The sequence below is a fragment of the Synechococcus sp. R60.1 genome (assembly GCF_047461835.1).
Taxonomy (GTDB): Bacteria; Cyanobacteriota; Cyanobacteriia; order Thermostichales; family Thermostichaceae; genus Thermostichus.
Genome location: NZ_JANSIA010000012.1, coordinates 1 through 23,338, shown reverse-complemented (window position 1 = coordinate 23,338; position 23,338 = coordinate 1). Strand labels below are relative to the sequence as shown.

Genomic DNA, 23,338 nt, shown 5'->3' with positions numbered 1-23,338 from the left:
AGCTCTGGATCCCTTAGAATCCCTGCCTAGAAACCTGGGGTGGGCTGGGGTGACGGGCTTCCTCCTGCTCCATCAGCAGGTTGCCGACGGCAAACAGTTGGGATAGGGTGCCGCGATAGCCCACCTGACAGATGTGGTTGGCCCCCAGCCGGTCGAAGATAGGGATCCCCATTCGATGCACCGGGATCCCCAGCCGCTTGCCTAGGCGCGCCGCGTGGGAGTTGCCCACCAGCAGGTCGGCCCCGGGTGCCAGCTCCTCCAGATCCCCCAGATCCCCCACCCGCACCGCCTCAATGGGAAGGGTGCTCAAGTGGGGATCCGGTGTGGGGCTGATGGCCGCTTGGATCTGGCAGCCCATATCCAGCAGCCAGTCCACCCACCCCCAGAGCAGATCGGCTTCCAGGGCCAGGGCAATCCGCTGGTTGCCGAAGAAAAAGTGGCAGTCCAGGAGGGCATCCTGGACTTGGCTGCGCTGGCGGCGGTAGCGCAGGGGCACCGGCTGTTGGCTGTAGTCGGCCAAGGTTGCCAAAAAGGGATCCACAGCCTTGAGGCCGGTTAGGTGGGGAAAAGCCCGATAGGGGGTGCCGAAACGCTGGGCCAGGAGCTGGGCGACAGGGCGCATGCTCTCCCCAATGGCCAAGGTGAGGCCGGATCGCCCCAGCTGCCGCAGTTGCTCGAGGCTGGTGCCGCCGTCCGGGGTTGCCCTAAAGCCAGTGCCCAAGTGGCCATCTAGGGAGCCTGAGAGATCCGGCACCAAGATTGGCTCCAGGCCAAAAGCTTCCACCATTTCCTTGATCTCCTGGGCATCGGCGGGGGTGAGGGCAGGCCCGCACAGCACCGTTACCTGAGCAGGGTGGACGGATCCCGACGGCGGCTCTGGCAAGGTGCTGACCAAGCTGTGGACAGCGATGGCATAGCCGTCCTGCAGGGATCCTTTAAAGTCAGGCGTAGAGGCCAAGACGATGGGCAGATCCTGCAATTGCGGCTGGCGCCGGCGCAGCTCCCGCAGGATGCGCGGCATATCGTCCCCGCGGGTTTCCGTGAGGCCGGTGGTCAGAAGACCAATCAGCTCCGGCTGGGCCTTCTCCACCAAGGTGAGGATGGCAGCTTCGACATTCTCCTCCCCCCCCAAGATGGTGTCCACTTCGGACATGGCAGTGGTGGACATGGGAATGGCCTCGCGGAAATGACGTACCAGCAGCGCTTTGGCAAAGGCCGTACAGCCTTGGGAACCGTGGAAGAGCGGCAGACAGCCCTTGATCCCCAGAAAGGCCAGGGCCGCTCCCAGCGGAGCGCTGAGTTTGAGGGGGTTGACGCTGAGAGGCTTGCGTTCTTGGATGAGCTGGGCCATCATCCCACCTCCTCTTCGGCTGGAGTCTCCCAGGGGGCAGGCCGTCGCAACTGCTCCCAAATGGGACTGTGGAGGGCGGCATCGATCTCCCGCGCCAAGTTCACCAGGCCGCGATAGCCGGCATAAGCGTGGTGCCGCTCCTGGTTGATGTCCAGAAAGGGGATGCGGGCCTTGAGGGCGGTGTACTGGTTGCGTCCGCCGGCGATGAGCAAGTCCGCTTTCGTGCGCTCCACCACCTTGAGCAGCTCTTGAGGGCTGCCCTTGTCCAAGAGAATGCCATCCTGGCCGAGCAGCTCGCGGATGCGGGCTTTGTCTTCTTCGGTGCTTTTGCGGGTGCTGGTGGCCGTTACCTGCATCCCCAGATCTCGGGCAGCAGAGATGATCGACCAACTTTTCACGCCGCCGGTATAAAGGACAACTCGTTTGCCCGCCAGCCGCTGCCGGTAGGGGGCCAAAGCCGCCTCAGCGGCGCGAGTTTCTCGCTCGATGAGGGCCTCGGTACGCTCCTGCAGTTGCGGATCCTTCAGCCCTTGGGCAATGGCCCTTAGGCAGTGGTTCATCTCCTGCAGCCCGTAAAAGGAAGCCTCGATGTAGGGGATCCCGTAGCGCTCCTGCATCTTGCGGCCCACATTGAGCAAGGCTTTAGCGCAGATGAGAACGTTCAGCTTGGCCCGGTGGGCGGTACAGATCTCGTGGTAGCGGCCATCGCCGGTGATCTTGGCCAAGATGCGGATCCCCAGCTCGTCAAACAGAGGCAAGACATCCCACAGCTCGCCGGCAATGTTGTACTCGCCGATGAGGTTAATGTCGCGGGGAGTGGTGTACTCCGGGGAGGCGGTGCCGATAACATAGTCCAGCAGCGCTTCTCCGGCCAGACGGTTGCCTAGGTTTTTGCTGCCCACAAAGCCGGGCGCATTCACCGGAATGACCGGGATCCCAAGCTGGCGGCTGGCCCGCTGACACACGGCCTCCACATCGTCGCCAATGAGGGCAGTTACACAAGTGAGATAGACAAAAATGGCGGCAGGCTGGTATTTGGCCTGCAAGTCAAGGATGGCCTGGAACAGCTTTTCCTCCCCCCCGAAGATGATCTCGTTCTCGCTCAGATCGGTGGTGAAGCCCACCCGATAAAGCTGGGGGCCAGAAGAGAGGCTGCCCCGCGTCCCCCAAGAGTTGCCGCTGCAGGCGATTGGCCCATGTACTAGATGGGCGGCATCGGCGATCGGCACCAGGGCAATCGAAGCCCCGTCAAAGGCACAGCCTCCCTGCGCTCCTCCTGGCTTGGCTTGCTCGGCACAGACTTTGTTTTTGCCTTTGCCGTCTTTCTTGTGGTTGTGCTCGCAGGCGGTCTCGTTGAGCAGCTCCGCCACTTTAGTCCGGCTGATCAAGGGCATGATGGGATCTCCTGAGAAGAGGGGGGCTGGGGTTGAGCCGCAGCTTCGGCCAGATAAGCCGCCGCCCGTAGCCGCAGGGCGATGATCTCCTCGTAGAGGGGGTTGATGCGACAGAGGGCCGGAATGTGGACGGTGCGGGATCCCAGTCGGATATCCCGCTCAAAGGGACAGGAAGCCGGGATCAAACGACAAATCCAACGCGCCTGCCGGGATCCCCGAATTTCAATGCTGTTGAGCCAGCGGCGCGGCCACTTCAGGGCGGATCTGAAAATTGAGTTCAAAACCAGGCCGAGCCATCCCAAAGGGTTGCCGACTCTGGGAAAGGGAAGAGAAGGGTAGGGATAAGTCATGGCTTAAACCTCCGAATGGGTAGAATTGGTAACAAGAGGAGGGGGAGCACACCATTCAAAAATCTGCTCCAGTTGCTCCAAGGAAATCAGCCCGTAATGCCAAAGAATCATGGGCAAAGGGCCCTGTTCACACCCATGCCGTTTCAGGGCGAAGGTGAGGGCGGATTCCGGGATCCCAAGCTCAACTTGCAAAAACTGCAGCAGCGGCGCCCGATCGGGGGTAAGCATGGCAGAGTCTCCCAAAACGAGGGGTGGGCGTAGATGGGCAAGCTAGGATGGGGACAAGCCCAAAACCAAGCTGTCGGCAGCCAGAAAGTGGGCCAGGTGAAAGGCCCGTTCTTCCGTCCGCAGCAAAATCTGCTCGTAGAGGTGACGGGTGGCGCGATCCCCAACACTTTCCGCCAGAGCCGCCTGGCGACGCAGCAGATCGATCAGGCTTTGCTCGGCCCGCAAATCCGCTTCCAGCATGGGCCGCACGGCCAATGCATCGTCCCCTTCTGGGCTGAAGCAGCACAGCTCCGCCAGCTTGGCAAAGCTGGAGGCCGGGATCCCACCCAGGCCGTTCAGGCGCTCCCCCACCTCATGGGCGTGGTTCTGAACTTCCTGTAGACTTTCGTTGAAAAATTGATGAATTGAGTAGAACTCTGCTCCTTCCACAACCAGATGGTGCTTCAGATACTGCAAATACAGCCCCTGAAGACTGGCCCAAACTAGGTTGAGGCCCTCGCAGATGGGAACCGTGATCTCACGTCCCAGATGAACGGGGTTGTCTCGGACTTGTTGGAAGGAGTGAGTCGAGGGGGATGGAGTGCTCATTGGCGCTACCAAAACGAGGTGAACAGGAGAAGCAAGGAGGCAAACGGCAGAGGTTCAGGGGTGGTCATCCCCTCCTGCAGATCTCTCAGGGGGATCCCAGGTCTGGAGAGACCAGCAGCGATCCAACCAACTCAGCCAGCCAGAGCGGTTGAGGGTGAAAAGGCGGAGCACACTGTGGACGAGGAGGGCTTCGGTGGGGGTGCGAATCATCACCCACAGTTGGCCGGTCGGGGTACAGCCACAGGTCAAATCCAGCTCCTGCAGACGGTAGAGAATCCGCCAGCGATCGCAACGGGGCACCTGCAGCACTTCAGCCGTTTTCGGTGGGGGAGAAACAAGGGGGGACATAAGCTCACCGGTTGGGAAGCAGGGGGCGAGTCTCAACAGAGGGGCAGAACCGTTGGGTTTCTGTTCCCCCGCTTATAGCAAGCGGCTGCGGTGGCTCAGGCTTGGCAGCGGGCGATCAGGATTGATTGAGTTATTGCCGATGTACTCAAACCCTGGAAGCTTGGCCCAGAGGGCAAAAAAAGTTTTTCTGAGGGCAGGGGGTTGAGTCTTTTGCCCGCAGGGATCCGGTATTTTTGGGGAAGGGTATGGGTATTTGAGCGAGTACATCCCCCCTGTCACAACAAGAAAGTCCGACGGCCTGCCGCCGCAATAGTCTTCACTTCCTTGGCGAGGACTTTGCCCCAGGGGGATCTTTCCTCAAACTCAAACGGCTATTTTCAATACACTTTTGGGCTGATACGATATTAAATCGTAGCAATTGATGCAAAACGCAGCCGAGGCTGCGGCGTTTGAGTGCATCTGAGCAGATTTTTAGTATTTCTTAAGCATTGCCCCAAGCCCTTGTCGAATCAGGGATTCCGGGGATCCTCCCCACAGCCGGATCCCCCGCCCCTTTGGGTCAAAATACGGCATCCCCGGCCTTGAAAAACCAGACCCTTGACCCCTAAAAAAATTTGGATTTGGCCTGCCATCAGGCTTTGCAGGTCTTGAGTACAAAGCCAATAAACTCGATCAGTTCTACCGGGCTGAGTGCAACGGAGCGGGCAGAGGGCGGTTGATATAACCGCCAGTAACGTTCTATCCCCTGGTTGACCCCACTATGCCGCCCCTTTCAACTCCGCCCCGCCAGGGATCCCCCTTCCCATCGGCCTGCGCTTGCAGCAGCAGCCCCCGCCAGGCTCTCCCCCCTCATCTGCAGCAACGCATCGCCACCCATCCCTGCTACAGCGAAGCGGCTCACCATCACTACGCCCGCATGCACGTGGCGGTAGCCCCCGCCTGCAACATCCAGTGCAACTACTGCAACCGCAAGTTCGACTGTGCCAACGAGAGCCGGCCCGGTGTGGTCAGCGAGCTGCTTACCCCGGCGGAAGCCGCCCACAAAGTGCTGGTGATTGCCGGCAAGATCCCGCAACTGACGGTGGTGGGCATTGCTGGGCCTGGGGATCCCTTGGCCAACCCCAAGCAAACCTTCGAAACCTTTGCCCGCATTGCCGAGAAAGCTCCGGATCTCAAGCTTTGCCTTTCCACCAACGGCCTGATGTTGCCGGACTACATCGACGAGATCAAACGGCTGAACATCGACCACGTCACCCTGACCATCAACATGGTGGATCCAGAGATCGGAGCCAAGATCTACCCCTGGATCCGCTGGCGGCGCAAGCGCATTCGGGGGGTGGAGGCAGCCCGCATCCTGCACGAGCGGCAGATGGAAAGCCTGGATCTGTTGCGGGAGGCAGACATCCTCTGCAAAGTCAACTCCGTCCTGATTCCCGGCATCAACGACACCCACCTGCTGGAAGTGAACCGGGTGATTCAGGAGAAAGGGGCTTTCTTGCACAACATCATGCCCCTGATCTCGGCGCCCGAACACGGCACTTACTTCGGCCTCATCGGCCAGCGGGGCCCCACCCCTCAGGAGTTGAAAGCCCTGCAAGATCGGTGCTCCGGCAACATGCGGATGATGCGCCACTGTCGCCAGTGTCGGGCGGACGCGGTGGGCCTTCTGGGGGAAGACCGCAGCCAAGAGTTCACCAAGGAGCGCTTTATGCAGATGACCCCCGAGTACGACCCCGAAAAACGCCGCCAGGTCCAGGCAAGCATTGCCCAACTGCAAGCTCAGCAGCAGGCAGCCCCGACCCACTGGACAGCCGACCTGCCTCCCGACAGCCCCTCCATCCTGGTGGCCGTGGCCAGCAAAGGCGGTGGCTTGGTCAATCGCCACTTCGGCCATGCGCGGGAGTTTTTGATCTACGAGGTCAACGCCCGTGGGGCGCAGTTTGTCGGCCACCGCAAGATCCCGCAGTACTGCCACGGGGGATCCGGGGAGGACAACAACCTAGAGCAAATCCTGGATCTCATCAGGGATTGCCGAGCCGTGCTGGTCTCCAAGATCGGCGATTGCCCCATGAAGCGTATTCGCGAGGCCGGCATCGAAGTGGTGGAAGACTACGACCTCATCGAAACGGTGGCCCTCAAGTTTTACCGCACCTGGTTGGTCAACCAGACCTTGGACAGCAAATCTCCCCGATCCTAAAAATCTCGCTTTGGAGCTTGGCCATGGCTACTGTAACTGCTCTCACCAAAGGCGGACTGCCCTGGATCCCACAGTTTATCGAAAGCCTGGATATCAGCCGCTGCCTCGGCTGTAGCCGTTGCCTCAAAGTCTGTGGCCGGGGTGTGTTTGCCCTCAGAGCCCTCAACGAAGACGGCGAGTTTGTCGACAACGAAGAGGAAGAAGAAAGTGAGCGCAAAGTGATGACCATCCTCAATGCCGCCCTCTGCATCGGCTGTCAGGCTTGCGCCCGCATTTGCCCAAAGCAGTGCCATTCCCACGCTCCGCAAGCCGTTTAACGTTGCCCAACCCCTACCTTGTATCGATTCGGAGCCTGTATGAACCCTGTGATCTACCTGGACAACAACGCCACCACCGCTGTGGATCCCCTGGTTCTGGAGGCGATGCTGCCCTATTTGCAGACCTTCTACGGTAACCCCTCCTCGATGCACAGTTTTGGCGGCCAGGTGGGGCGTGCCCTCAACCAAGCCCGCGAACAGGTGGCAGCCCTTCTGGGAGCCGACCCGACGGAGATCGTCTTCACCAGTGGCGGCACCGAAGGCAACACCACGGCCATTTATGCAGCCTTGGCAGCCCAACCCCAGAAGCGCCACATCATCACCACGCAGGTAGAGCACGCCTCGGTGCTCAACGTCTGCAAGCACCTGGAAAAACAAGGCTACCGCGTCACCTACCTCTCGGTGGATGAGCAAGGCTGCCTGGACTTGCTGGAGTTGGAAGCAGCCCTGACCGGCGATACTGCCCTGGTGAGCTGCATGGCCGCCAACAACGAGACGGGCGTGCTTTTCCCCATCGAGGCGGTGGGATCCCTGGCTCGCAGCTATGGGGCTGTTGTCCATGTGGACGCAGTGCAGGCGGTGGGCAAAATCCCCCTCGATCTGCAGCGCCTGCCGGTGGATCTCCTCACCCTTTCCGGGCACAAGCTGCATGCCCCCAAGGGGATCGGCGCTCTCTATGTGCGGCGGGGCTTGCGCTTCCGTCCGTTGCTGCTGGGAGGGCATCAGGAGCGAGGCCGCCGCGCCGGGACGGAAAATGTGCCGGGCATCATCGCCCTGGGCAAAGCGGCTGAGCTGGCCCAAGCCCACCTCGGGGATCCCCATGAGCGGCTGCTGCGGGATCGCCTGGAGCAGGGCTTGCTGCAGCGGATCCCGGATATCCAGGTTAACGGCCACCCCACCCGGCGGCTGCCCAACACCACCAACCTGGGCTTCAAGTTCGTGGAAGGGGAGGCGATCCTCTTCTGGCTGAACAAATACGGCATCTGCGCCTCCTCCGGCTCCGCCTGCACCTCGGGATCCCTGGAACCCTCCCATGTGCTGCGGGCCATGGGCCTGCCCTACACCGTTTTGCACGGCTCGATCCGCTTCAGCCTCTCCCGCTTTACCCAGCCGGCAGAGGTGGAGCGGGTGCTGGAGGTTTTGCCGGGGATCATCGAGCATTTGCGGGCCATCTCCCCCTTCAGCCACGAGGCGGAAGACTGGCTGCAACAGCAGGAGCGGGAACTGGCTCACCGCTGACCGCCCGGCTCAAACTCATCTTCGCTCGACCGTTAGCATCCTCAACTCAGGATCCAGCCATGTGGGACTACAGCGAAAAAGTTTTGGAACTCTTCTACCACCCCAAAAACCAAGGGGCAATGGATCCCAGCTCCGAGCCTGGTGTTCGGGTGGTGGTGGGAGAAGTGGGCAGCATCACCTGTGGCGATGCCCTGCGGCTCTACTTAAAGGTGGACGAGGCTAGCGAGCGGATTTTAGCTGCCAGCTTCCAAACCTTCGGCTGCACCAGCGCCATTGCCTCTTCCTCGGCCCTGACGGAGCTGATCACCGGCCTCACTCTGGATGAAGCCCTGCGGATCGACAACCGCCAAATCGCTGACTACCTAGGCGGCCTGCCCCCCGCCAAGATGCACTGCTCGGTGATGGGGCAAGAGGCTCTGGAGGCAGCCATCTACAGCTATCGCGGCCTTCCTCTGCCTGACCACACGGATGATGACAGCGCTTTGGTCTGCTCCTGCTTTGGCGTCAGCGAGCAAAAGATCCGCCGCTTGATCCGGGAAAACCACCTCACCTCCGCTGAGGAAGTAACAGCCTACAGCAAAGCGGGTGGTGGCTGTGGTTCCTGCCTGGCCCAGATTGAAGACCTGATTGCCGCTGTTCTGGCCGAGACCGACACGATCCCTTCAGAAGATTCAAGAAATTCAAAAGGGAACTCCCAAAACCAGACAGAGCCCTCTCCCGCTGCTCCCTCTCCCCTCACCACCTTGCAAAAGATCGCCCGCATTCAGGCCGTCCTGGAGGAGGAAGTTCGCCCGCTGCTGTTGGCCGATGGCGGCGATGTGGAGCTTTACGACCTGGAAGGGGATCAGGTGTGGGTGCGCCTCAAGGGATCCTGCACCACCTGCCCCAGCCAGCAAAACACCCTGCGGTTGCTCATCGAAACCCGCCTGCAAGAACAGGTGTGGCCCACCTTAACCGTGCATGCCCTCTAGTTCCCCATTCTCGATAAGCCTGAGAGCCCTATGATCTGCCCCACTGTTACTCCCCGTCGCTTCCCCCATCTCCTGCATCAATTCGGGAGGGCCCCACCGTTCAACCGGTTTGCTTTTGGATTCCAAGGGATCCAAGGCTGCCTTCCCGCGAGCTGAAATCCTTTGCAGTAAGGATCCCGTCTCGCTAATGCGACCAGTTGCGCCCATTGGCAAGAGATTTCTAACCCTTAAGTCGCCCTCAAGTTTTTCCTCAAGTCTTCATTAGGAGAACTGAACCATGAGACAAATTGCATTCTACGGCAAAGGCGGTATCGGCAAATCCACCACCTGTCAGAATACCGTTGCCGGTATGGCCGAATTGGGACAGCGGATCATGATCGTCGGCTGCGACCCGAAGGCCGATTCCACCCGCCTCATGTTGCACTGCAAAGCCCAGACCACCGTCCTTCACCTGGCGGCTGAGCGGGGATCCGTAGAAGACGTGGAGCTGGAAGAAGTGGTGCTCACCGGCTACCGAGGGGTGCGCTGCGTGGAATCCGGTGGCCCCGAGCCTGGTGTTGGCTGTGCCGGACGAGGCATCATCACCGCCATCAATTTCTTGGAAGAAAACGGTGCCTACGAGGATCTGGACTTTGTCTGCTACGACGTGCTGGGGGACGTGGTCTGCGGCGGTTTTGCCATGCCCATTCGGGAGGGCAAGGCCCAAGAGATCTACATTGTTTGCTCCGGCGAAATGATGGCCATGTATGCGGCCAACAACATCGCCCGCGGCGTGCTGAAATACGCCTACTCTGGCGGCGTGCGCTTGGGTGGCTTGATCTGCAACAGCCGCAAAGTGGATCGCGAGATCGAGCTGATCGAGGCTCTGGCCGAAAAGCTGAACACCAAGATGCTGCATTTCATCCCCCGCGACAATGTGGTTCAGCACGCAGAATTGCGCCGCATGACGGTGATCGAGTACTCCCCCGACTGCAACCAAGCTGACGAGTATCGGGCCTTGGCCAAAAAGATCATCAACAACACGGATCTGAGGATCCCCACCCCCATCTCTATGGATGAGCTGGAGCAGTTGTTGATAGAGTTCGGCGTTTTGGACGACGACCAGAAAATCGCCCACCTCATCGGCAAAACCGAAAAAGAGTTGGCCCCAGTGTGAACTTAAAGATGGGCTGGGGGTGGATCCCTTCCTCCCTCGGCCCTCGGTTCCCCCTAGTTTCTTTCTCAAAAAAATCCAGTAGATGAGGCTCTTCCCATGACTACTCCAAAAAGCGCCCTCAAAGAGGAAAACCGAAAAGTTATTGCAGAAGTTCTGGAAACCTATCCGGAAAAGGCCAAGCAAAAGCGAGCCAAACACCTCAACGTCTACGACAAGGGCAAAACGGATTGCGGAGTAAAGTCCAACATCAAGTCGATCCCCGGCGTCATGACCACTCGCGGCTGTGCCTATGCCGGTTCCAAGGGGGTGGTGTGGGGGCCGGTCAAAGACATGATCCACCTCAGCCATGGCCCCGTGGGCTGCGGCTACTACTCCTGGTCGGGAAGGCGCAATTACTACGTCGGCACAACCGGGGTAGATACCTTCGTTACCATGCAGTTCACCTCCGATTTTCAGGAGCGAGATGTGGTGTTCGGGGGGGACAAAAAACTGGCCAAACTCTTGGTGGAAGCCAGCGAACTCTTCCCCTTGGCCAAAGGCATTACCATCCAGTCCGAATGCCCCGTCGGCTTGATCGGGGATGACATCGAGGCAGTGGCCAAGAGAGTTTCCAAAGAAATTGGCAAGCCGGTGGTACCGGTGCGCTGCGAAGGCTTTCGGGGGGTCTCCCAGTCCCTGGGCCACCACATCGCCAACGATACGGTGCGGGACTGGGTTTTGCCCATTGCTGACAAGAAAGCGAAGGAGGGATCCCTCAACTTTGAGCCCGGCCCTTATGATGTGGCCCTGATTGGGGACTACAACATCGGCGGCGACGCTTGGTCTTCCCGGATTTTGCTGGAGGAGATGGGCCTGCGGGTAGTGACCCAGTTTTCCGGCGATGGCACCTGGAACGAGATGCTGCTTGCCCCTCGGGTGAAGCTGAATCTCATCCACTGCTACCGCTCCATGAACTACATCTGCCGCCACATGGAGGAAGCCTACGGGATCCCCTGGCTGGAGTTCAACTTCTTTGGCCCCACCCAAATTGCCAAATCCCTGCGGGCCATCGCCCAGCGGTTTGACGAGACCATCCAGGCCAAGGCAGAGCAGGTGATCGCCAAGTACAAGCCCCAGAGCGAGGCCATCATTGCCAAGTACCGTCCCCGCCTGGAGGGCAAGCGGGTGATGCTGATGGTGGGCGGACTGCGGCCCCGCCACGTCATCCCGGCCTTCCGGGAGCTGGGCATGGAGGTGATTGCCACCGGCTACGAATTCGGCCACGGCGACGACTACAAGCGCACCACCCAGTACATCGACGATGGCACCCTCATCTACGATGACGTGTCCGGCTACGAGTTTGAAGAATTTGCCAAGAGGTTGAAGCCAGATCTCATCGCCTCCGGCATCAAGGAGAAGTACGTCTTTCAAAAGATGGCTTTGCCCTTCCGCCAGATGCACTCTTGGGACTACTCCGGCCCCTACCACGGCTACGACGGCTTTGCCGTGTTCGCTCGCGATATGGATTTGGCTTTGAATAGCCCCACCTGGGATCTGGTCAAAGCCCCCTGGAAATCCTAGCTTGCCGCCGGGATCCCAAACGCGAACGGCCCTTCCTTCCCCTGCCCCTCATTAGGAGACCGACCATGCCGCAAGATATCCAAGACATCAAAGATCACGCCCGCCTGTTTCAAGATCCGGAATATCAGGCGCTTCTGCAGTGCAAGCAAACCTTTGAAGATCTCCCTTCCCCGGAAGAAGTGGCCCGGGTGGCCGAATGGACAAAATCTTGGGAATACCGGGAGAAAAACTTTCAGCGGGAAGCTTTGACGATAAACCCTGCCAAGGCTTGCCAGCCCTTAGGGGCCATCTTCGCCGCTGTCGGCTTTGAGGGAACTCTGCCCTTTGTCCATGGATCCCAGGGGTGTGTGGCCTATTTTCGCACCCATCTCACCCGCCACTTTAAGGAGCCCTTTTCGGCGGTCTCCACCTCGATGACGGAAGATGCGGCGGTGTTTGGCGGCCTCAAAAACCTAATCGAGGGACTGGAAAATGCCTACGCCCTCTACAAGCCCAAGATGATCGCCGTGTGCACCACCTGCATGGCGGAGGTGATCGGGGATGACCTGGGAGCCTTCATCACCACGGCCAGAAATGAGGGAGTTATTCCCCACAACTTCCCGGTGCCCTATGCCCACACGCCAAGCTTTGTGGGATCCCACATCACCGGCTACGACAACATGCTCAAGGCCATTCTCAGCACCCTCACCGAGCCGGTGGGCCGCACAGGCAGCAATGGCCACATCAACGTCATCCCTGGCTTCGATACCTACGTGGGCAACTTGCGGGAGATCAAGCGCATCTTCGGCTTATTCGGGATCCCGCTGACTTTGCTGGCGGACAACTCCGACTATTTGGATTCGCCCAACGACGGCACTTTCCACATGTATCCCGGCGGAACCCCTCTGGAGGTGGCCGCCCAATGCTTGAACGCCGAGGCCACTTTTTCCTTCCAGCGCTACACCACACCCAAGACCCTGGAGTTTCTAGCAGAGGCCTCGGGTCGGCCCACCCTGACGGCGCGGCCAGTGGGCATTCGGGGCACGGATGAGTTTTTGATGCAGCTATCTCAGCTAACCGGCAAGCCCATTCCCCCCGAGCTGGAGATCGAACGGGGCCGGGCGGTGGATGCTTTCACGGACTCCCAAGCGTGGATCCACGGCAAGCGGGTAGCCCTGTACGGGGATCCGGATCTGGTGATGGGCTTGCTGAGCGTATTGCTGGAGCTGGGGGCCGAGCCGATCCATGTGGTGGTGACCAACAGCAACGAGGAGTTCGAAGCCGAGGCGCGGGCACTGCTGGCCTCCAGTCCCTATGGACAGGGGGCAACCGTCTGGGGGGGCAAGGATCTCTGGCATCTGCGCTCTCTGATGTTCACCGAGCCGGTGGATCTGCTGATCGGCAATTCCTACGGCAAATACCTATGGCGGGATACGGGCACGCCTTTGGTGCGCATCGGCTACCCCATCTTCGACCGCCACCATCTGCATCGCTATCCCACCTATGGCTATGTGGGGGCGCTCAACCTCCTTAACTGGATTGTCAACACCATTCTGGATGAGGCAGATCGGCGCAGCATCATCCCCGGCAAAACCGACATCTCCTTCGACTTAATTCGTTGATGGCCAGAGCAGCGGGATCCCAAAGGCCGGACTTTGTCGGACTTTGTCAAGGATCCCTTGCTCCAAAGACTCCACCCCGCTAAGAGGAACAGCCAAGCCTTACAGGAATCTGATGAATTCTGCGGCAACTTGGTTGAGCTTTCTACCCTGGACATGATTGCCCTGACGCAACCGGGGTCGCGCCAGCGGTGCGGAGCACCATCGACGGTTACCGATTGCCTAGGCGGGCCGTAGGTCTTGGAGGATGGATCCCATGAATTCCTCTATCACCATCAACGACACCACCCTGCGCGATGGGGAGCAAGCGGCAGGGGTAGCCTTCCAAATCCCCGAGAAAATCTCCATTGCTGCCCTCTTGGATGCCATTGGCGTGCCCGAGATCGAGGTGGGGATCCCGGCCATGGGCGCCGTGGAAACGGAAGCCATTCGCGCCATGCTCAGCCTGGGGCTGCGGGCCCACCTGCTGGGGTGGAACCGGGCTGTGCCCAGCGATATCCTCGCCTCTATTCGTTGCGGCCTCAAGCGGATCCACATCTCCGTGCCGGTCTCGGATCGGCAAATCGCTGCCAAGTTCCAAGGGGATCGCCCTCGGCTGCTGCGACAGTTGCGCCAATGCGTGGAGATGGCCTTGGAGCAAGGGCTGTGGGTCTCGGTGGGGGCAGAAGATGCCAGCCGCACCCCCCTGGAGCAGGTGATCGAGTTGGCCCAAATGGCCCAGAGCTGGGGCTGTCGGCGCTTCCGCTACTGCGATACGGTGGGCATTTTGGATCCCTTTAGCACCTACAAGCAGATTCGCCGTCTGGTGCAGGCCATCGATATCCCTGTGGAGATGCACACCCACGACGACCTGGGCATGGCCACTGCCAATGCCTTGGCCGGGATCCGCGCCGGCGCTCAGTCGGTGAACACCACCGTCAACGGCTTGGGGGAACGGGCCGGCAATGCCCCCTTGGAAGAGGTGGTGATGGCTTTGCGCTACACCTTGGGGATCGATGTTGGGGTGGATACCCGCCGTTTGCGGGAGCTGTCTCAACAGGTGGCGCGGGCCAGCGGTGCTCCCCTCCCTCCCTGGAAGGCCATCGTCGGTGACAACGCCTTTGCCCACGAGTCGGGCATTCATGCGGCGGGAGTGCTGCGGGATCCCCAGACCTATGAGCCTTTCCCACCAGAAGCCGTGGGCAGCCAGCGGCGGCTGGTGTTGGGCAAACACTCCGGCAGGCATTTGCTGCTCCAGATCCTCAAGGAACAGGGGATCCCTGTCGAGCAGATCCCACCTGGCCAACTGGAAAAGCTCCTGGAACAGGTGCGGCAGCACGTCACCCACTGCAAGCATCCGATCCCACCGGCGGAACTGGCCCGTTATTGCCGCGCAACGCTGACGCAATGGGCGCAACACACTCCAGAACCCATCCCAGAGGAAAGCCATCCCGATGTTGTCTAACCGCTTGTCCGGAAAGGAAACTTCCAAATCTCAGGCCATTTTGGCAGCCGTGTCTCGACGGGCACGCCAAGTAGGCCGCAGCCTAACCCGCCAAGAGCTTTGTCGAGTGTTGGCAGAAATCACAGGAGGTACCCCATGAGCGACGAACTGGAGCTGGATCGCCCTCCCCAATTTGAGCTGGGCGACAAAGTCCGCATCCGTAAGGTCATCCGCAACGATGGCACCTTCTTCGGCCAGCCGGTGGGAAAAATCTTAGCCGTTCCCGGCGACGAAGGTTACGTGATTTCCATTGGCACCTTTCTACAACGGTTTTACGTCTATGCCGTCCACTGCTTGGCCAAAGGCTTGGTGGTGGGGTGCCGTGCCCAAGAGCTGGAACTTGTGGAGAAAGGGCTATGAAAGTCATCCTGCACGAAAGTGCCTACGGGCATTTGATGGTCTACGTTCCCAAAAAAGATCTGGAAGAATCGGTTGTGGCCACCCGTTCAGAGGCCGGGGAAACCATTTTCACCCTGAGCAACGGTTGGGAATTGTCCATCCCGGAGCTGCCGGAGCCTTTGTCTCTGCCCAAGACAGTAGAGGCCAAACGCCTCTAGCCAACGGTTGGCTAAAAATTCTGTTGGCCTATCCCCGAAAGGGCTGAGAGAATGGGTTGAACTCAGCTCCAACAAGCTCTAGATACCCATGAAAAGGGTTGGATTCCCCGTTACTTTGTATGGACAACCGGCCCATATGGGGAGATGGCTTTTCATCCTCCTGGGGCTCCTGGTTCTTCTTTGCTTGGGAACCGTCTATTCCTGGAGCATTTTCCGCAAGCCTCTGGAAACAGAGCTGGGGATTGGGGCCAGTGAGAGCCTGCTGCCCTACACGGTTGCCCTCGTGTTCTACGCTACCCTCATGCCCATCACAGGGTTTGTCATCCCCCGCTGGGGATCCCGCCGAGTACTGGCTCTGGGGGGCAGCTTGGTGGGTTTGGGCTATGGGCTGGCTAGCTTCGCCCCCTCCATTGGGTGGATTGCCCTCTGCTATGGAGTCATTGCCGGCAGCGGTGTGGGAATAGCCTATGGAGTGCCGATGGCCGTGGCAGCCCGTTGGTTTCCCGATTGCAAGGGATTGGCGGTGGGATCCACCATTATCGGCTTTGGCCTATCCCCCCTGCTTACCGCTCCTCTAGCCAACCGCTTGATCGAGGCGCTGGGGGTTCGACCTACGCTGCTGATTTTGGGGATCCTCTTTGCAGCGGTGATCTTGGGGATCGCAACCCAACTGAGATTTCCTCCCCCCGATTGGATCCCTTCCCCATCTTTTCCAAGAAAATCCACGGACAGCCCAGATCACCCTCTACCGGCTTCTAGGCGCTCTCTCCCTCTGCTGAGAAACCCCTCCTTCTATGGCCTGTGGATCTGCTACGCCATCGGCACTCTGATCGGTTTAAGCGCCATTGGGATTTCCGGCCCCGTGGGGGAAGAGCTGATCGGCCTGGATCCCACTGCGGCTGCCAACAGCGTGGCTCTCTTCGCCATTTTCAACGGGATCAGCCGTCCTCTGTTTGGCTGGTTGGCCGATCGCTTACATCCCCATCAGGTCACTACGGGCTCCTATGGGCTGATCCTGCTGGCCTGTGGGCTAATGCTCCTGCCTCCCCAGGGATCCCTTCTGGGCTATTGGGTAGCCTTTTCCTTGCTTTGGTTTTGCCTGGGGGGGTGGCTGGCCATGGCTCCCGCCCTGACCCTGCGCTTGTTTGATCCCGAACGCTACGCCCAGAACTACGGCATTGTGTTTACCGCCTATGGAGTTGGGGCCTTGGTGGGAACGATGATCGCGGGGCAAATTCGCGATAGGCTGGGCAGCTATAGCTATACCTTTTATGGGATGGCCGCCTTGGCGGTGGTGGGGATCTGGGTGGCCAACGTTTTTTTGAAAGAGAAGTTGTAGGAGCTTCAAGCCAGCGGGCACAGCAGGGATCCCATCAGCAGGGGCAGCAATCCCCTACTTCATACCCTCCACTGCAGGGCTGGGTGAACCAACTTAAAGACTTGCCCCCCCAAGGCGAGCAGTTTGATAGAGTAGTACGGCTATTGCCGACAGATTGGGATCGTGGCGGAATGGTAGACGCTACGGACTTAAAATCCGTTGTTCCTCAAGAACGTGAGGGTTCGAGTCCCTCCGATCCCATCATCCCTTGATCCCTGTCTGTTCCAGCACATTCAGCAAGTCCGGGATCCGAACCCAGGCATCTTCTCGATCCAAATCGGGGCTGGAAAGAAGAGCCACCAAAGCCGGATCGCAAACAGGCGCCACCAAGGGGAAATACCTTAACCCTGCCACCTGGGCAATGATCCAAAAATAGGGGAGCACTGCATTGCTGGGCAAGATCTCGATGACAGTGGTGCCGGGTGGACAAAAGGCGAGGTTGGTTAGGCCCGCCCCGTGGATCCCGATCACCGCCTCTGCCCCCTGCATCAGGGCTATTTGCTCGGGAAGAGAAAGGGTTTCCATCTGCACCGGTACAAATCCCCAGGGGCGCAAGCAGGCCAGCACCTCCGCTTCGTTGATCACCCGCCGCCAGCGGGCAGAGCGACGGCTGATGTAAATTCGCCGCGGTTGTAAGGGGTCAATGGATAAACTCGGCTGGGCCAGTTGCCGCAGCACCTCCAATCCCCTAGGCGTCAAGCACCCCACCGGAGCGCCTGCCGAGGGCACGATCAGGTTCTGGGCTTGCAGATGGGATCCCCCCAACTGCTCAAAGCTGAGGATGCGCTCGGCTGGGATCCCCAAAGCAGCCAAGCTCTGCACCTGAAAGGGCTTTCTTTGATACCCGTGGATCAAGATGGGGATGTCCTTTTCCAGGGCGCCCGACCGCTGCAGGATATCGAGGGCCGGCAGAATATCCACCATCCAGTGAAAGTAATTAACTGCCCCTAAGGGCAAAAGGGCAACGGGGCCATCCAGTGGGATCGGTGGGGGGAGATGGGGCAAGCCCAGCAGGGGGTGGTGTCGCAGGTGATCTGGCCTGTAGTCCCAGTCGAGGAACTCCGGCGGCGGCAAGCTCAGGGATAGATCGGCGAGCAATTCTCCCCGGCGGGTGAGCACCCCGCTGGCAAAGCTGGCGTAGAGGTGGCGGGGATAGTGGCCCACGTGGACGGATCCTCGGGGGATCTGGGCGACAAAGGTCTCTGCCAAGGGGATGCGCTGCGGGCGCAACTTTTGCAAAATGTCGGGATCAGCGGCAGGGGGCGCTTTTAGACAGAGAACCCCCCCTGGATCCAGGGGTTGGTAGTCCCCTTCGCCCGTGGCCTGATGCCACTGCCGGGTGGTGAGGTAGCCTTGGGTTGGCACTGGCCAGAAGTCAGTTGTAGGGGGAGTGCTCTGGGAAAAGGAGTCTGCTGGAGGGGCAACGCCTTCTGGAGCCCAACGCTGCCGCCAAGCCGAGTACAGCAGGCAATCGGGGCCCTCCCCTCTGCATGCCTGCTCCAGTCCAGACCGCAGAGGGCTTTCTCTGCCACTGCCCTCGCACCACGCCTGCACCCAATTCCGTTCCGCTGCCACCGCTCGGCAAACCTTCTCCCAAGCGGCCTCAGGGTGATCCAGCCGCACTTCCGCTTCCGCCCAGTAGCTGTAGAGCTGCGCTGTCCCGGTGCCCCGCGCCTCAGCCGCCTGGAAACACCGCACAGCCTGAACTGGATCCCGCAGATCCAGCCACGCCAGGCCCATCTGTACCCAGGGATCCCCCCACTCAGGGCGCAGCCGCGCAGCCTCCTGCAGAGGGGAAATCGCCTCTCGCAAACGGCCCAGCTTCATCAGGGCCAAGCCCCAGCGCCAAAAACTCTCTGCCGCCGTCGGATCCTGCTGGCAAGCCCGCTCAAACCACTCCGCTGCCGCAGCCCACAGCCGGCTCCGCTCTTGGGTCAGGCCAATGCGGTGAGCAGCCAAAGCCTGGCCAGAAGACAGCTCCAGCTGTCCATCCCCCAACTCCAGAAGCTGCCGATACAGAGCTGCTGCCTGCGGCCAATGGCCCTTCTCCCACAGGCTTTCCGCCAAAGCCTGCAAGCTCCTCAGCAGGTGGTAGACGGCCTCGGATTCGGCCACCCCCCCCGCTTGCAGCATCGCCAAGCTCTCTTGCCACACCAGCTGCGCCTCCAGTTCCCGACCCAGCAGGAGATAGGCGGCTCCCAGCTCCCAATACAGCTCTGGAGAGGGGGATCCCTGCTCGAGCTGTTGCTGTAAAACCTGGGTAACGCGTTCGTAATGTCCCTGCTCCCAATCCTCAAGGAGAAAAGCAGAAGACAACAGATGGGAGGGTAGAGCTGGGTTGAGAGCCATGTCTTTGTGGATGAGAAACAGTGTTACAAACTGCAACAACCTCCCCACTCTGGGCCCGTGCCCCTAGTATTCTAGGCTTGGCTTCCCCCTCAGGGATCGGGCATCGATCCTTCTCAGCTCAGAGAGGGATGCTCCTCCAGTCGTGGGTCAGCCTCTTCACCCCCTTCGATGGCACTGTCCTCGGCCTTTGTCGGCAGTTTTTTCGATCAAAACGGAGTTTAAAAGATCGATGGGTATCAACGTATCCGCTGGCGCAGTCGTTTCCAACCCCCGTCTCTACCAAACCGTGCCTGTATCGACCATCTCCCAGGCGGAACAGCAGGATCGCTATCTGGGACGCACCGAGCTGGATCGCCTCGAGGACTTTTTCTCCAGCGGCCTGAAACGGCTAGAGATTGCCGAGGTCATTGCGGCCAATTCGGAAATCATCGTCAGCCGGGCAGCCAACCGCATCTTCACAGGGGGCTCGCCCATGGCCTATCTGGAGCGGCCAGAAGCGACCCAAGACGAGAAAGAAGCCTTCAAGCTGGGTACTGCCTTCTACGTGGAATCCACCGGCGGATTCATTGAGGCCATCCGCAACATCTTTAGCGCCAGCGGTGTGGAGATTCCCCCCAATTTCCGCCCCATCAACATCTCCCGCTACGGAGCTGCCAACATGCGCAAATCGCTGCGGGATCTGAGCTGGTTTTTGCGCTACGTTACCTACGCCCTGGTGGCCGGGGATCCCAGCATCATCGCCGTCAACACGCGCGGCCTGCGGGAGATCATCGAAAACGCCTGCTCCGCCGAGGCCACCATTGTCGCCATTCAAGAGATGAAACGGGCGGCGGCTGGCTACTTCCGCAAAGATGCCGAAGCGGTTGCCATCATCAACCAATACTTCGATGTTTTGCTGAGCGAGTTCATCGCTCCCGCCCCTTCCGACAAGCTGCGGCAGCGCAACGCCAGCACCGCCGACGGCCTGCCCCTGCAGGGGCTGCAGCTACCCCAGATCTACAACTTGGCTGCCGAGAAAGTTCCCGTTTTTGCCATGAAGCCGGGGCTGTCCAACGCCGAGAAAGAAGAAGTCATCAAGGCCGCCTATCGACAGGTGTTTGAGCGGGACATCCGCCGCGCCTACGGCCTCAAGCTTTCCGACCTGGAGTCGAAGGTGAAAAACGGCGAGATCTCCATGAAGGAGTTCATTCGCCGCCTGGGCAAATCGGAGCTCTACCGCAAGCAGTTCTACGAGCCTTACATTAACAGCCGCGTCGTGGAGCTGGCCTTCCGCCACTTCCTGGGCCGGGCCCCTGAAACCCGCGAGGAAGTGCAGACCTACTTCTCCATCGTCTCCAGCAAGGGTCTGGCCGGCCTGGTGGACGCGCTGGTGGATAGCCGCGAGTACGGGGACTACTTCGGCGAGGAGACGGTGCCCTACCTGCGCAAGCTGGGGGTAGAAGCGCAAACCAGCGCCAACTGGGGGGCCAAATTCGACCTCTACAACTACGCTGCCCCCCGCCGCAAGGTGCCCCAGTTCATTACCCTCTTTGCCCGCTACAACCGGCCCCTGCCGGATCAGCATGCCTATGGCTCCGGCAATGACCCGCTGGAGATCCAATTTGGGGCCATCTTCCCCAAGGAAACCCGTTCCCTCAGCGCCCGCCCTGCTCCCTTCAACAAAGATGTCAAGCGCATCCTCATCCGGCGCGGCTTTGCCCTGACCAACGAGCGCACCAATCCCAGAGCAGCAGGGGATCCCGGCAGCCTTGGCCCGAAGGTTTTCAAGCTCACCCAGACTCCGGGAGATCGCAGCCGACGGCTGGGGGTGCGGGCCGGCATTGTCGGCAGCGAGGGATCCACCCAGGCGGTGATCCGCGCCTGCTACCAACAGGTATACGGCTATGTGCCCTACGAAGGCCAACGGCTGACCCGCTGGGAGATCAAGCTGGAGTCGGGGGAAATTCCCGTCAAAGAGTTTGTGCGCCAACTGGCCAAGTCGGATCTCTTCCGCAACAAGTACTGGTCCAGCTTGTATGTCTGCAAAGCCATCGAGTTCATCCACCGCAAGCTACTGGGCCGACCCACCTACGGACGGCAAGAGATGAACCGCCTGTTTGACATTGCCTCCAAGCAGGGGTTCTACGCGGTGGTGGATGCCATCTTGGACGGCGAGGAGTACCAGCGGGTCTTCGGGGAAGATATCGTGCCCTACGAGCGCTACCTCACCCCTGGCGGCCTGGCGCTGCGGCGGATGCGCCCCGGCTCCACCGACATGGCAGTGACCAAGCCCATTCGCACCGACGACGACATCCCTCTCTTTGTCAAGTTGGGTCAGCCTCGGGATATGCCTTCCGGCGAGCTGGAAATCCAGCGGCGGGCCCAGCAGGGGGTGCCCAAGGTACGCCAAGAGATCCCTGTCTTCAAGCTCACCAGCCTGGCCAACAAAGCGGAAGTCAACAACCTCATCCGCGCCGCCTACCGGCAGGTCTTCGAGCGGGATATGGACATCTACAACATCAGCGCCGAGCTCAGCTCTGCCGAGTCCAAGCTGCGCAACGGCGAGATCACCGTCAAGGAGTTCATCGAGGCCCTGGGGTGTTCCGAGCTGTACCGCTCCGAGTTCTATGCCCCCTATCCCAACACCAAGGTGATCGAGCTGGGCACCAAGCACTTCCTGGGCCGTGCTCCTCTCAACCAGCAGGAGATCCGCAAGTACAACCAGATCTTGGCCACCCAGGGGGTGAAAGCCTTTGTGCGCGCCCTGCTGAACACCCAGGAGTATCGGGATCTCTTCGGCGAGGACACGGTGCCCTATCGCCGCTTCCCCACCTTGCCGGCGGCCAACTTCCCCAACACGCAGGAGCTGTACGGTCGCCTTACCAAGCAAAACCGCGAGCTGGTGGTGCCCAGCTTCAGCCCTGTGGGCAATGACCGTAGCTAGATGGGGCTCTCAACTGCTCTCTTTCTTGTGAGAGAGGGGTCGGGGGTGAGGGGAGAGACGAGTTAGCTCCACAAAGGCAGGGGGGATTGGGCTTCATAGCCCAGATGCCGTAGCGCAGCAGGGGTAACCACTCGACCCCGGGGCGTGCGCTGCAGGTAGCCGATCTGCAGCAGATAAGGCTCATACACTTCTTCAATGGTTTGGGGATCCTCACCCGTCACCGCGGCCATCGTCTCCAAGCCCACTGGCCCTCCACCGAACTGCTCCACCAGCACCGTCAGCAGCTTGCGATCGAGCCAATCCAAACCCATGGGATCCACCTGGAACAGCTCCAGAGCGGCTGCTGCCACTTCTTGGCTAATGTGGCCATCCCCTCGCACCTGGGCGTAATCTCGCACCCGCTTGAACAGGCGGTTGGCAATGCGGGGCGTGCCCCGAGAACGGCGGGCGATCTCTGCAGCCCCTTCAGGATCGGTGGAGACATTTAAGAGGCGAGCCGTGCGCAGCACGATCTGCACCAGCTCGTGAGGCTCGTAAAAGCGCAGCCGTTGCACGTGGCCAAAGCGATCCCGCAGCGGAGAAGTGAGGGCGCCAATGCGGGTTGTGGCCCCGATGAGGGTAAAGCGTTCCAAGGGCAGAGAGGTGATGCGAGCAGAGCGACCTTTGCCAATGGTGATATCAAGACGAAAATCCTCCATCGCCGGATAGAGCAATTCTTCTGTAACCTTGGGCAGGCGGTGGATCTCGTCAATAAACAACACATCCCCCCGCTTCAAGCGCACCAAATACCCGGCAATGTCGCGGGGGCTCTCCAAAGCCGGCGCGGTGGTCATGTAGAACTGGGATCCCATTTCTGCCGCCAGCACTGCTGCCACCGTGGTTTTGCCTAGACCAGGCGGGCCGTAGAACAGCAGGTGATCCAGAGGCTCTTGGCGAGCGCGGGCCGCCGCAATGGCAATGGAGAGCACTTCTTTAAGTTCCGTCTGGCCAATATATTCCGCTAGGGTGCGCGGGCGCAGGGATTCTTCTTGGGCTTCGCCAGGGTGGGCTTGCGGCTGCAACAGGGCAGAGGGATCCGCTCCCCTTTCCCCAGCAAAGCTCAACTCTCTGCCTTCTTTTCTCCAGGCTGAAGACTTTTGCTGCCGCCGCTTGGGGCCCTCAGCGTTCTGGCCTGTATCCCGAGAAGAAATGATTGCCATATCCCTAAGTCACAGAGGCAATGGCCCCAATTTAACTCTAGAAAAGCTCTGGGAAAGATCACCCCAGCAAAGAGAACAAAAAAATCCCCCAGACCAAGCTGGGGGATCCACCAATGCTGTTGAAGCGTCAGGTCAGGCCATCAGCCACGCAC

General features: G+C 60.0%; 20 protein-coding genes and 1 tRNA gene. 13 read left to right on the top strand and 8 right to left on the bottom strand.

The window, feature by feature from the left end:
* Window positions 1–13 precede the first annotated feature (13 nt).
* From nifN to NW834_RS03210, 6 genes are read right to left on the bottom strand one after another with little or no spacing between them, the layout of a single operon-like run.
* Entirely contained in the window at window positions 14–1,351 is a 1,338-nt protein-coding gene (nifN, locus tag NW834_RS03235; protein ID WP_414419363.1) for a nitrogenase iron-molybdenum cofactor biosynthesis protein NifN, read from the bottom strand.
* Window positions 1,351–2,745 (bottom strand): nitrogenase iron-molybdenum cofactor biosynthesis protein NifE, encoded by a 1,395-nt coding sequence (gene nifE / locus NW834_RS03230; RefSeq protein WP_414419362.1) that lies wholly within the window; start codon window positions 2,743–2,745, stop codon window positions 1,351–1,353. Before nifE ends, nifN begins: the two co-directional genes overlap by 1 nt.
* The gene (locus NW834_RS03225) at window positions 2,736–3,095 is read right to left on the bottom strand and encodes a Mo-dependent nitrogenase C-terminal domain-containing protein (protein WP_011430660.1); all 360 of its coding nucleotides are present in this window, start codon (window positions 3,093–3,095) and stop codon (window positions 2,736–2,738) included. The genes nifE and NW834_RS03225 overlap by 10 nt, the downstream gene beginning before the upstream one ends.
* Window positions 3,096–3,098: 3 nt before the next feature.
* Window positions 3,099–3,323: a DUF2949 domain-containing protein gene (locus NW834_RS03220; protein ID WP_011430659.1), complete on the bottom strand. Its 225-nt coding sequence runs from the start codon at window positions 3,321–3,323 to the stop codon at window positions 3,099–3,101.
* A gap of 42 nt (window positions 3,324–3,365) precedes the next feature.
* Window positions 3,366–3,911 (bottom strand): ferritin-like domain-containing protein, encoded by a 546-nt coding sequence (locus tag NW834_RS03215; protein ID WP_414330307.1) that lies wholly within the window; start codon window positions 3,909–3,911, stop codon window positions 3,366–3,368.
* Between the two features lie 54 nt (window positions 3,912–3,965).
* A complete protein-coding gene (locus NW834_RS03210) occupies window positions 3,966–4,259 on the bottom strand; it encodes an Asr1405/Asl0597 family protein (protein WP_099813101.1) in 294 nt (97 codons plus the stop codon).
* A 760-nt stretch (window positions 4,260–5,019) separates the two neighbouring features.
* Here NW834_RS03210 and nifB point away from each other — a divergent pair.
* From nifB to NW834_RS03150, 12 genes are all read left to right on the top strand, one after another.
* Entirely contained in the window at window positions 5,020–6,456 is a 1,437-nt protein-coding gene (gene nifB, locus NW834_RS03205; protein WP_414373899.1) for a nitrogenase cofactor biosynthesis protein NifB, read from the top strand.
* A gap of 23 nt (window positions 6,457–6,479) precedes the next feature.
* The gene (fdxB, locus tag NW834_RS03200; protein ID WP_011432079.1) at window positions 6,480–6,773 is read left to right on the top strand and encodes a ferredoxin III, nif-specific; all 294 of its coding nucleotides are present in this window, start codon (window positions 6,480–6,482) and stop codon (window positions 6,771–6,773) included.
* Between the two features lie 39 nt (window positions 6,774–6,812).
* Entirely contained in the window at window positions 6,813–8,012 is a 1,200-nt protein-coding gene (gene nifS, locus NW834_RS03195; protein WP_414419361.1) for a cysteine desulfurase NifS, read from the top strand.
* Between the two features lie 59 nt (window positions 8,013–8,071).
* Window positions 8,072–8,983, top strand: a complete 912-nt coding sequence (nifU, locus tag NW834_RS03190; protein WP_414342042.1) for a Fe-S cluster assembly protein NifU — start codon at window positions 8,072–8,074, stop codon at window positions 8,981–8,983.
* A 277-nt stretch (window positions 8,984–9,260) separates the two neighbouring features.
* Window positions 9,261–10,139 carry a nitrogenase iron protein gene (gene nifH / locus NW834_RS03185; protein WP_011430651.1) on the top strand — a complete coding sequence of 293 codons (879 nt, stop codon included), beginning with the start codon at window positions 9,261–9,263 and terminating at the stop codon, window positions 10,137–10,139.
* A gap of 96 nt (window positions 10,140–10,235) precedes the next feature.
* Complete coding sequence (gene nifD / locus NW834_RS03180) at window positions 10,236–11,699, top strand: nitrogenase molybdenum-iron protein alpha chain (RefSeq protein WP_099813105.1); 1,464 nt, start codon at window positions 10,236–10,238, stop codon at window positions 11,697–11,699.
* A gap of 65 nt (window positions 11,700–11,764) precedes the next feature.
* On the top strand, window positions 11,765–13,300 hold the full coding sequence (gene nifK / locus NW834_RS03175) for a nitrogenase molybdenum-iron protein subunit beta (RefSeq protein ID WP_414419360.1): 1,536 nt from the start codon (window positions 11,765–11,767) through the stop codon (window positions 13,298–13,300).
* Between the two features lie 253 nt (window positions 13,301–13,553).
* On the top strand, window positions 13,554–14,741 hold the full coding sequence (gene nifV, locus NW834_RS03170; RefSeq protein ID WP_414419359.1) for a homocitrate synthase: 1,188 nt from the start codon (window positions 13,554–13,556) through the stop codon (window positions 14,739–14,741).
* A 135-nt stretch (window positions 14,742–14,876) separates the two neighbouring features.
* Window positions 14,877–15,140 (top strand): nitrogen fixation protein NifZ, encoded by a 264-nt coding sequence (locus NW834_RS03165; RefSeq protein WP_011430646.1) that lies wholly within the window; start codon window positions 14,877–14,879, stop codon window positions 15,138–15,140.
* On the top strand, window positions 15,137–15,337 hold the full coding sequence (nifT, locus tag NW834_RS03160; protein WP_011430645.1) for a putative nitrogen fixation protein NifT: 201 nt from the start codon (window positions 15,137–15,139) through the stop codon (window positions 15,335–15,337). The genes NW834_RS03165 and nifT overlap by 4 nt, the downstream gene beginning before the upstream one ends.
* A 184-nt stretch (window positions 15,338–15,521) precedes the next feature.
* Window positions 15,522–16,676 carry an OFA family MFS transporter gene (locus NW834_RS03155; RefSeq protein ID WP_414419358.1) on the top strand — a complete coding sequence of 385 codons (1,155 nt, stop codon included), beginning with the start codon at window positions 15,522–15,524 and terminating at the stop codon, window positions 16,674–16,676.
* A 156-nt stretch (window positions 16,677–16,832) separates the two neighbouring features.
* Window positions 16,833–16,916, top strand: a tRNA-Leu gene (locus NW834_RS03150).
* Here NW834_RS03150 and NW834_RS03145 read toward each other — a convergent pair.
* Window positions 16,917–19,100, bottom strand: a complete 2,184-nt coding sequence (locus tag NW834_RS03145) for a glycosyltransferase 61 family protein (RefSeq protein ID WP_414419357.1) — start codon at window positions 19,098–19,100, stop codon at window positions 16,917–16,919.
* A 193-nt stretch (window positions 19,101–19,293) separates the two neighbouring features.
* On the opposite strand from NW834_RS03145, the gene NW834_RS03140 reads away from it, so the two are divergent.
* Window positions 19,294–21,987 carry a phycobilisome rod-core linker polypeptide gene (locus tag NW834_RS03140; RefSeq protein ID WP_414419356.1) on the top strand — a complete coding sequence of 898 codons (2,694 nt, stop codon included), beginning with the start codon at window positions 19,294–19,296 and terminating at the stop codon, window positions 21,985–21,987.
* A gap of 62 nt (window positions 21,988–22,049) precedes the next feature.
* On the opposite strand, the gene ruvB is transcribed toward NW834_RS03140, so the two are convergent.
* Window positions 22,050–23,186 carry a Holliday junction branch migration DNA helicase RuvB gene (gene ruvB, locus NW834_RS03135; RefSeq protein ID WP_414419355.1) on the bottom strand — a complete coding sequence of 379 codons (1,137 nt, stop codon included), beginning with the start codon at window positions 23,184–23,186 and terminating at the stop codon, window positions 22,050–22,052.
* Window positions 23,187–23,338: the final 152 nt, after the last annotated feature.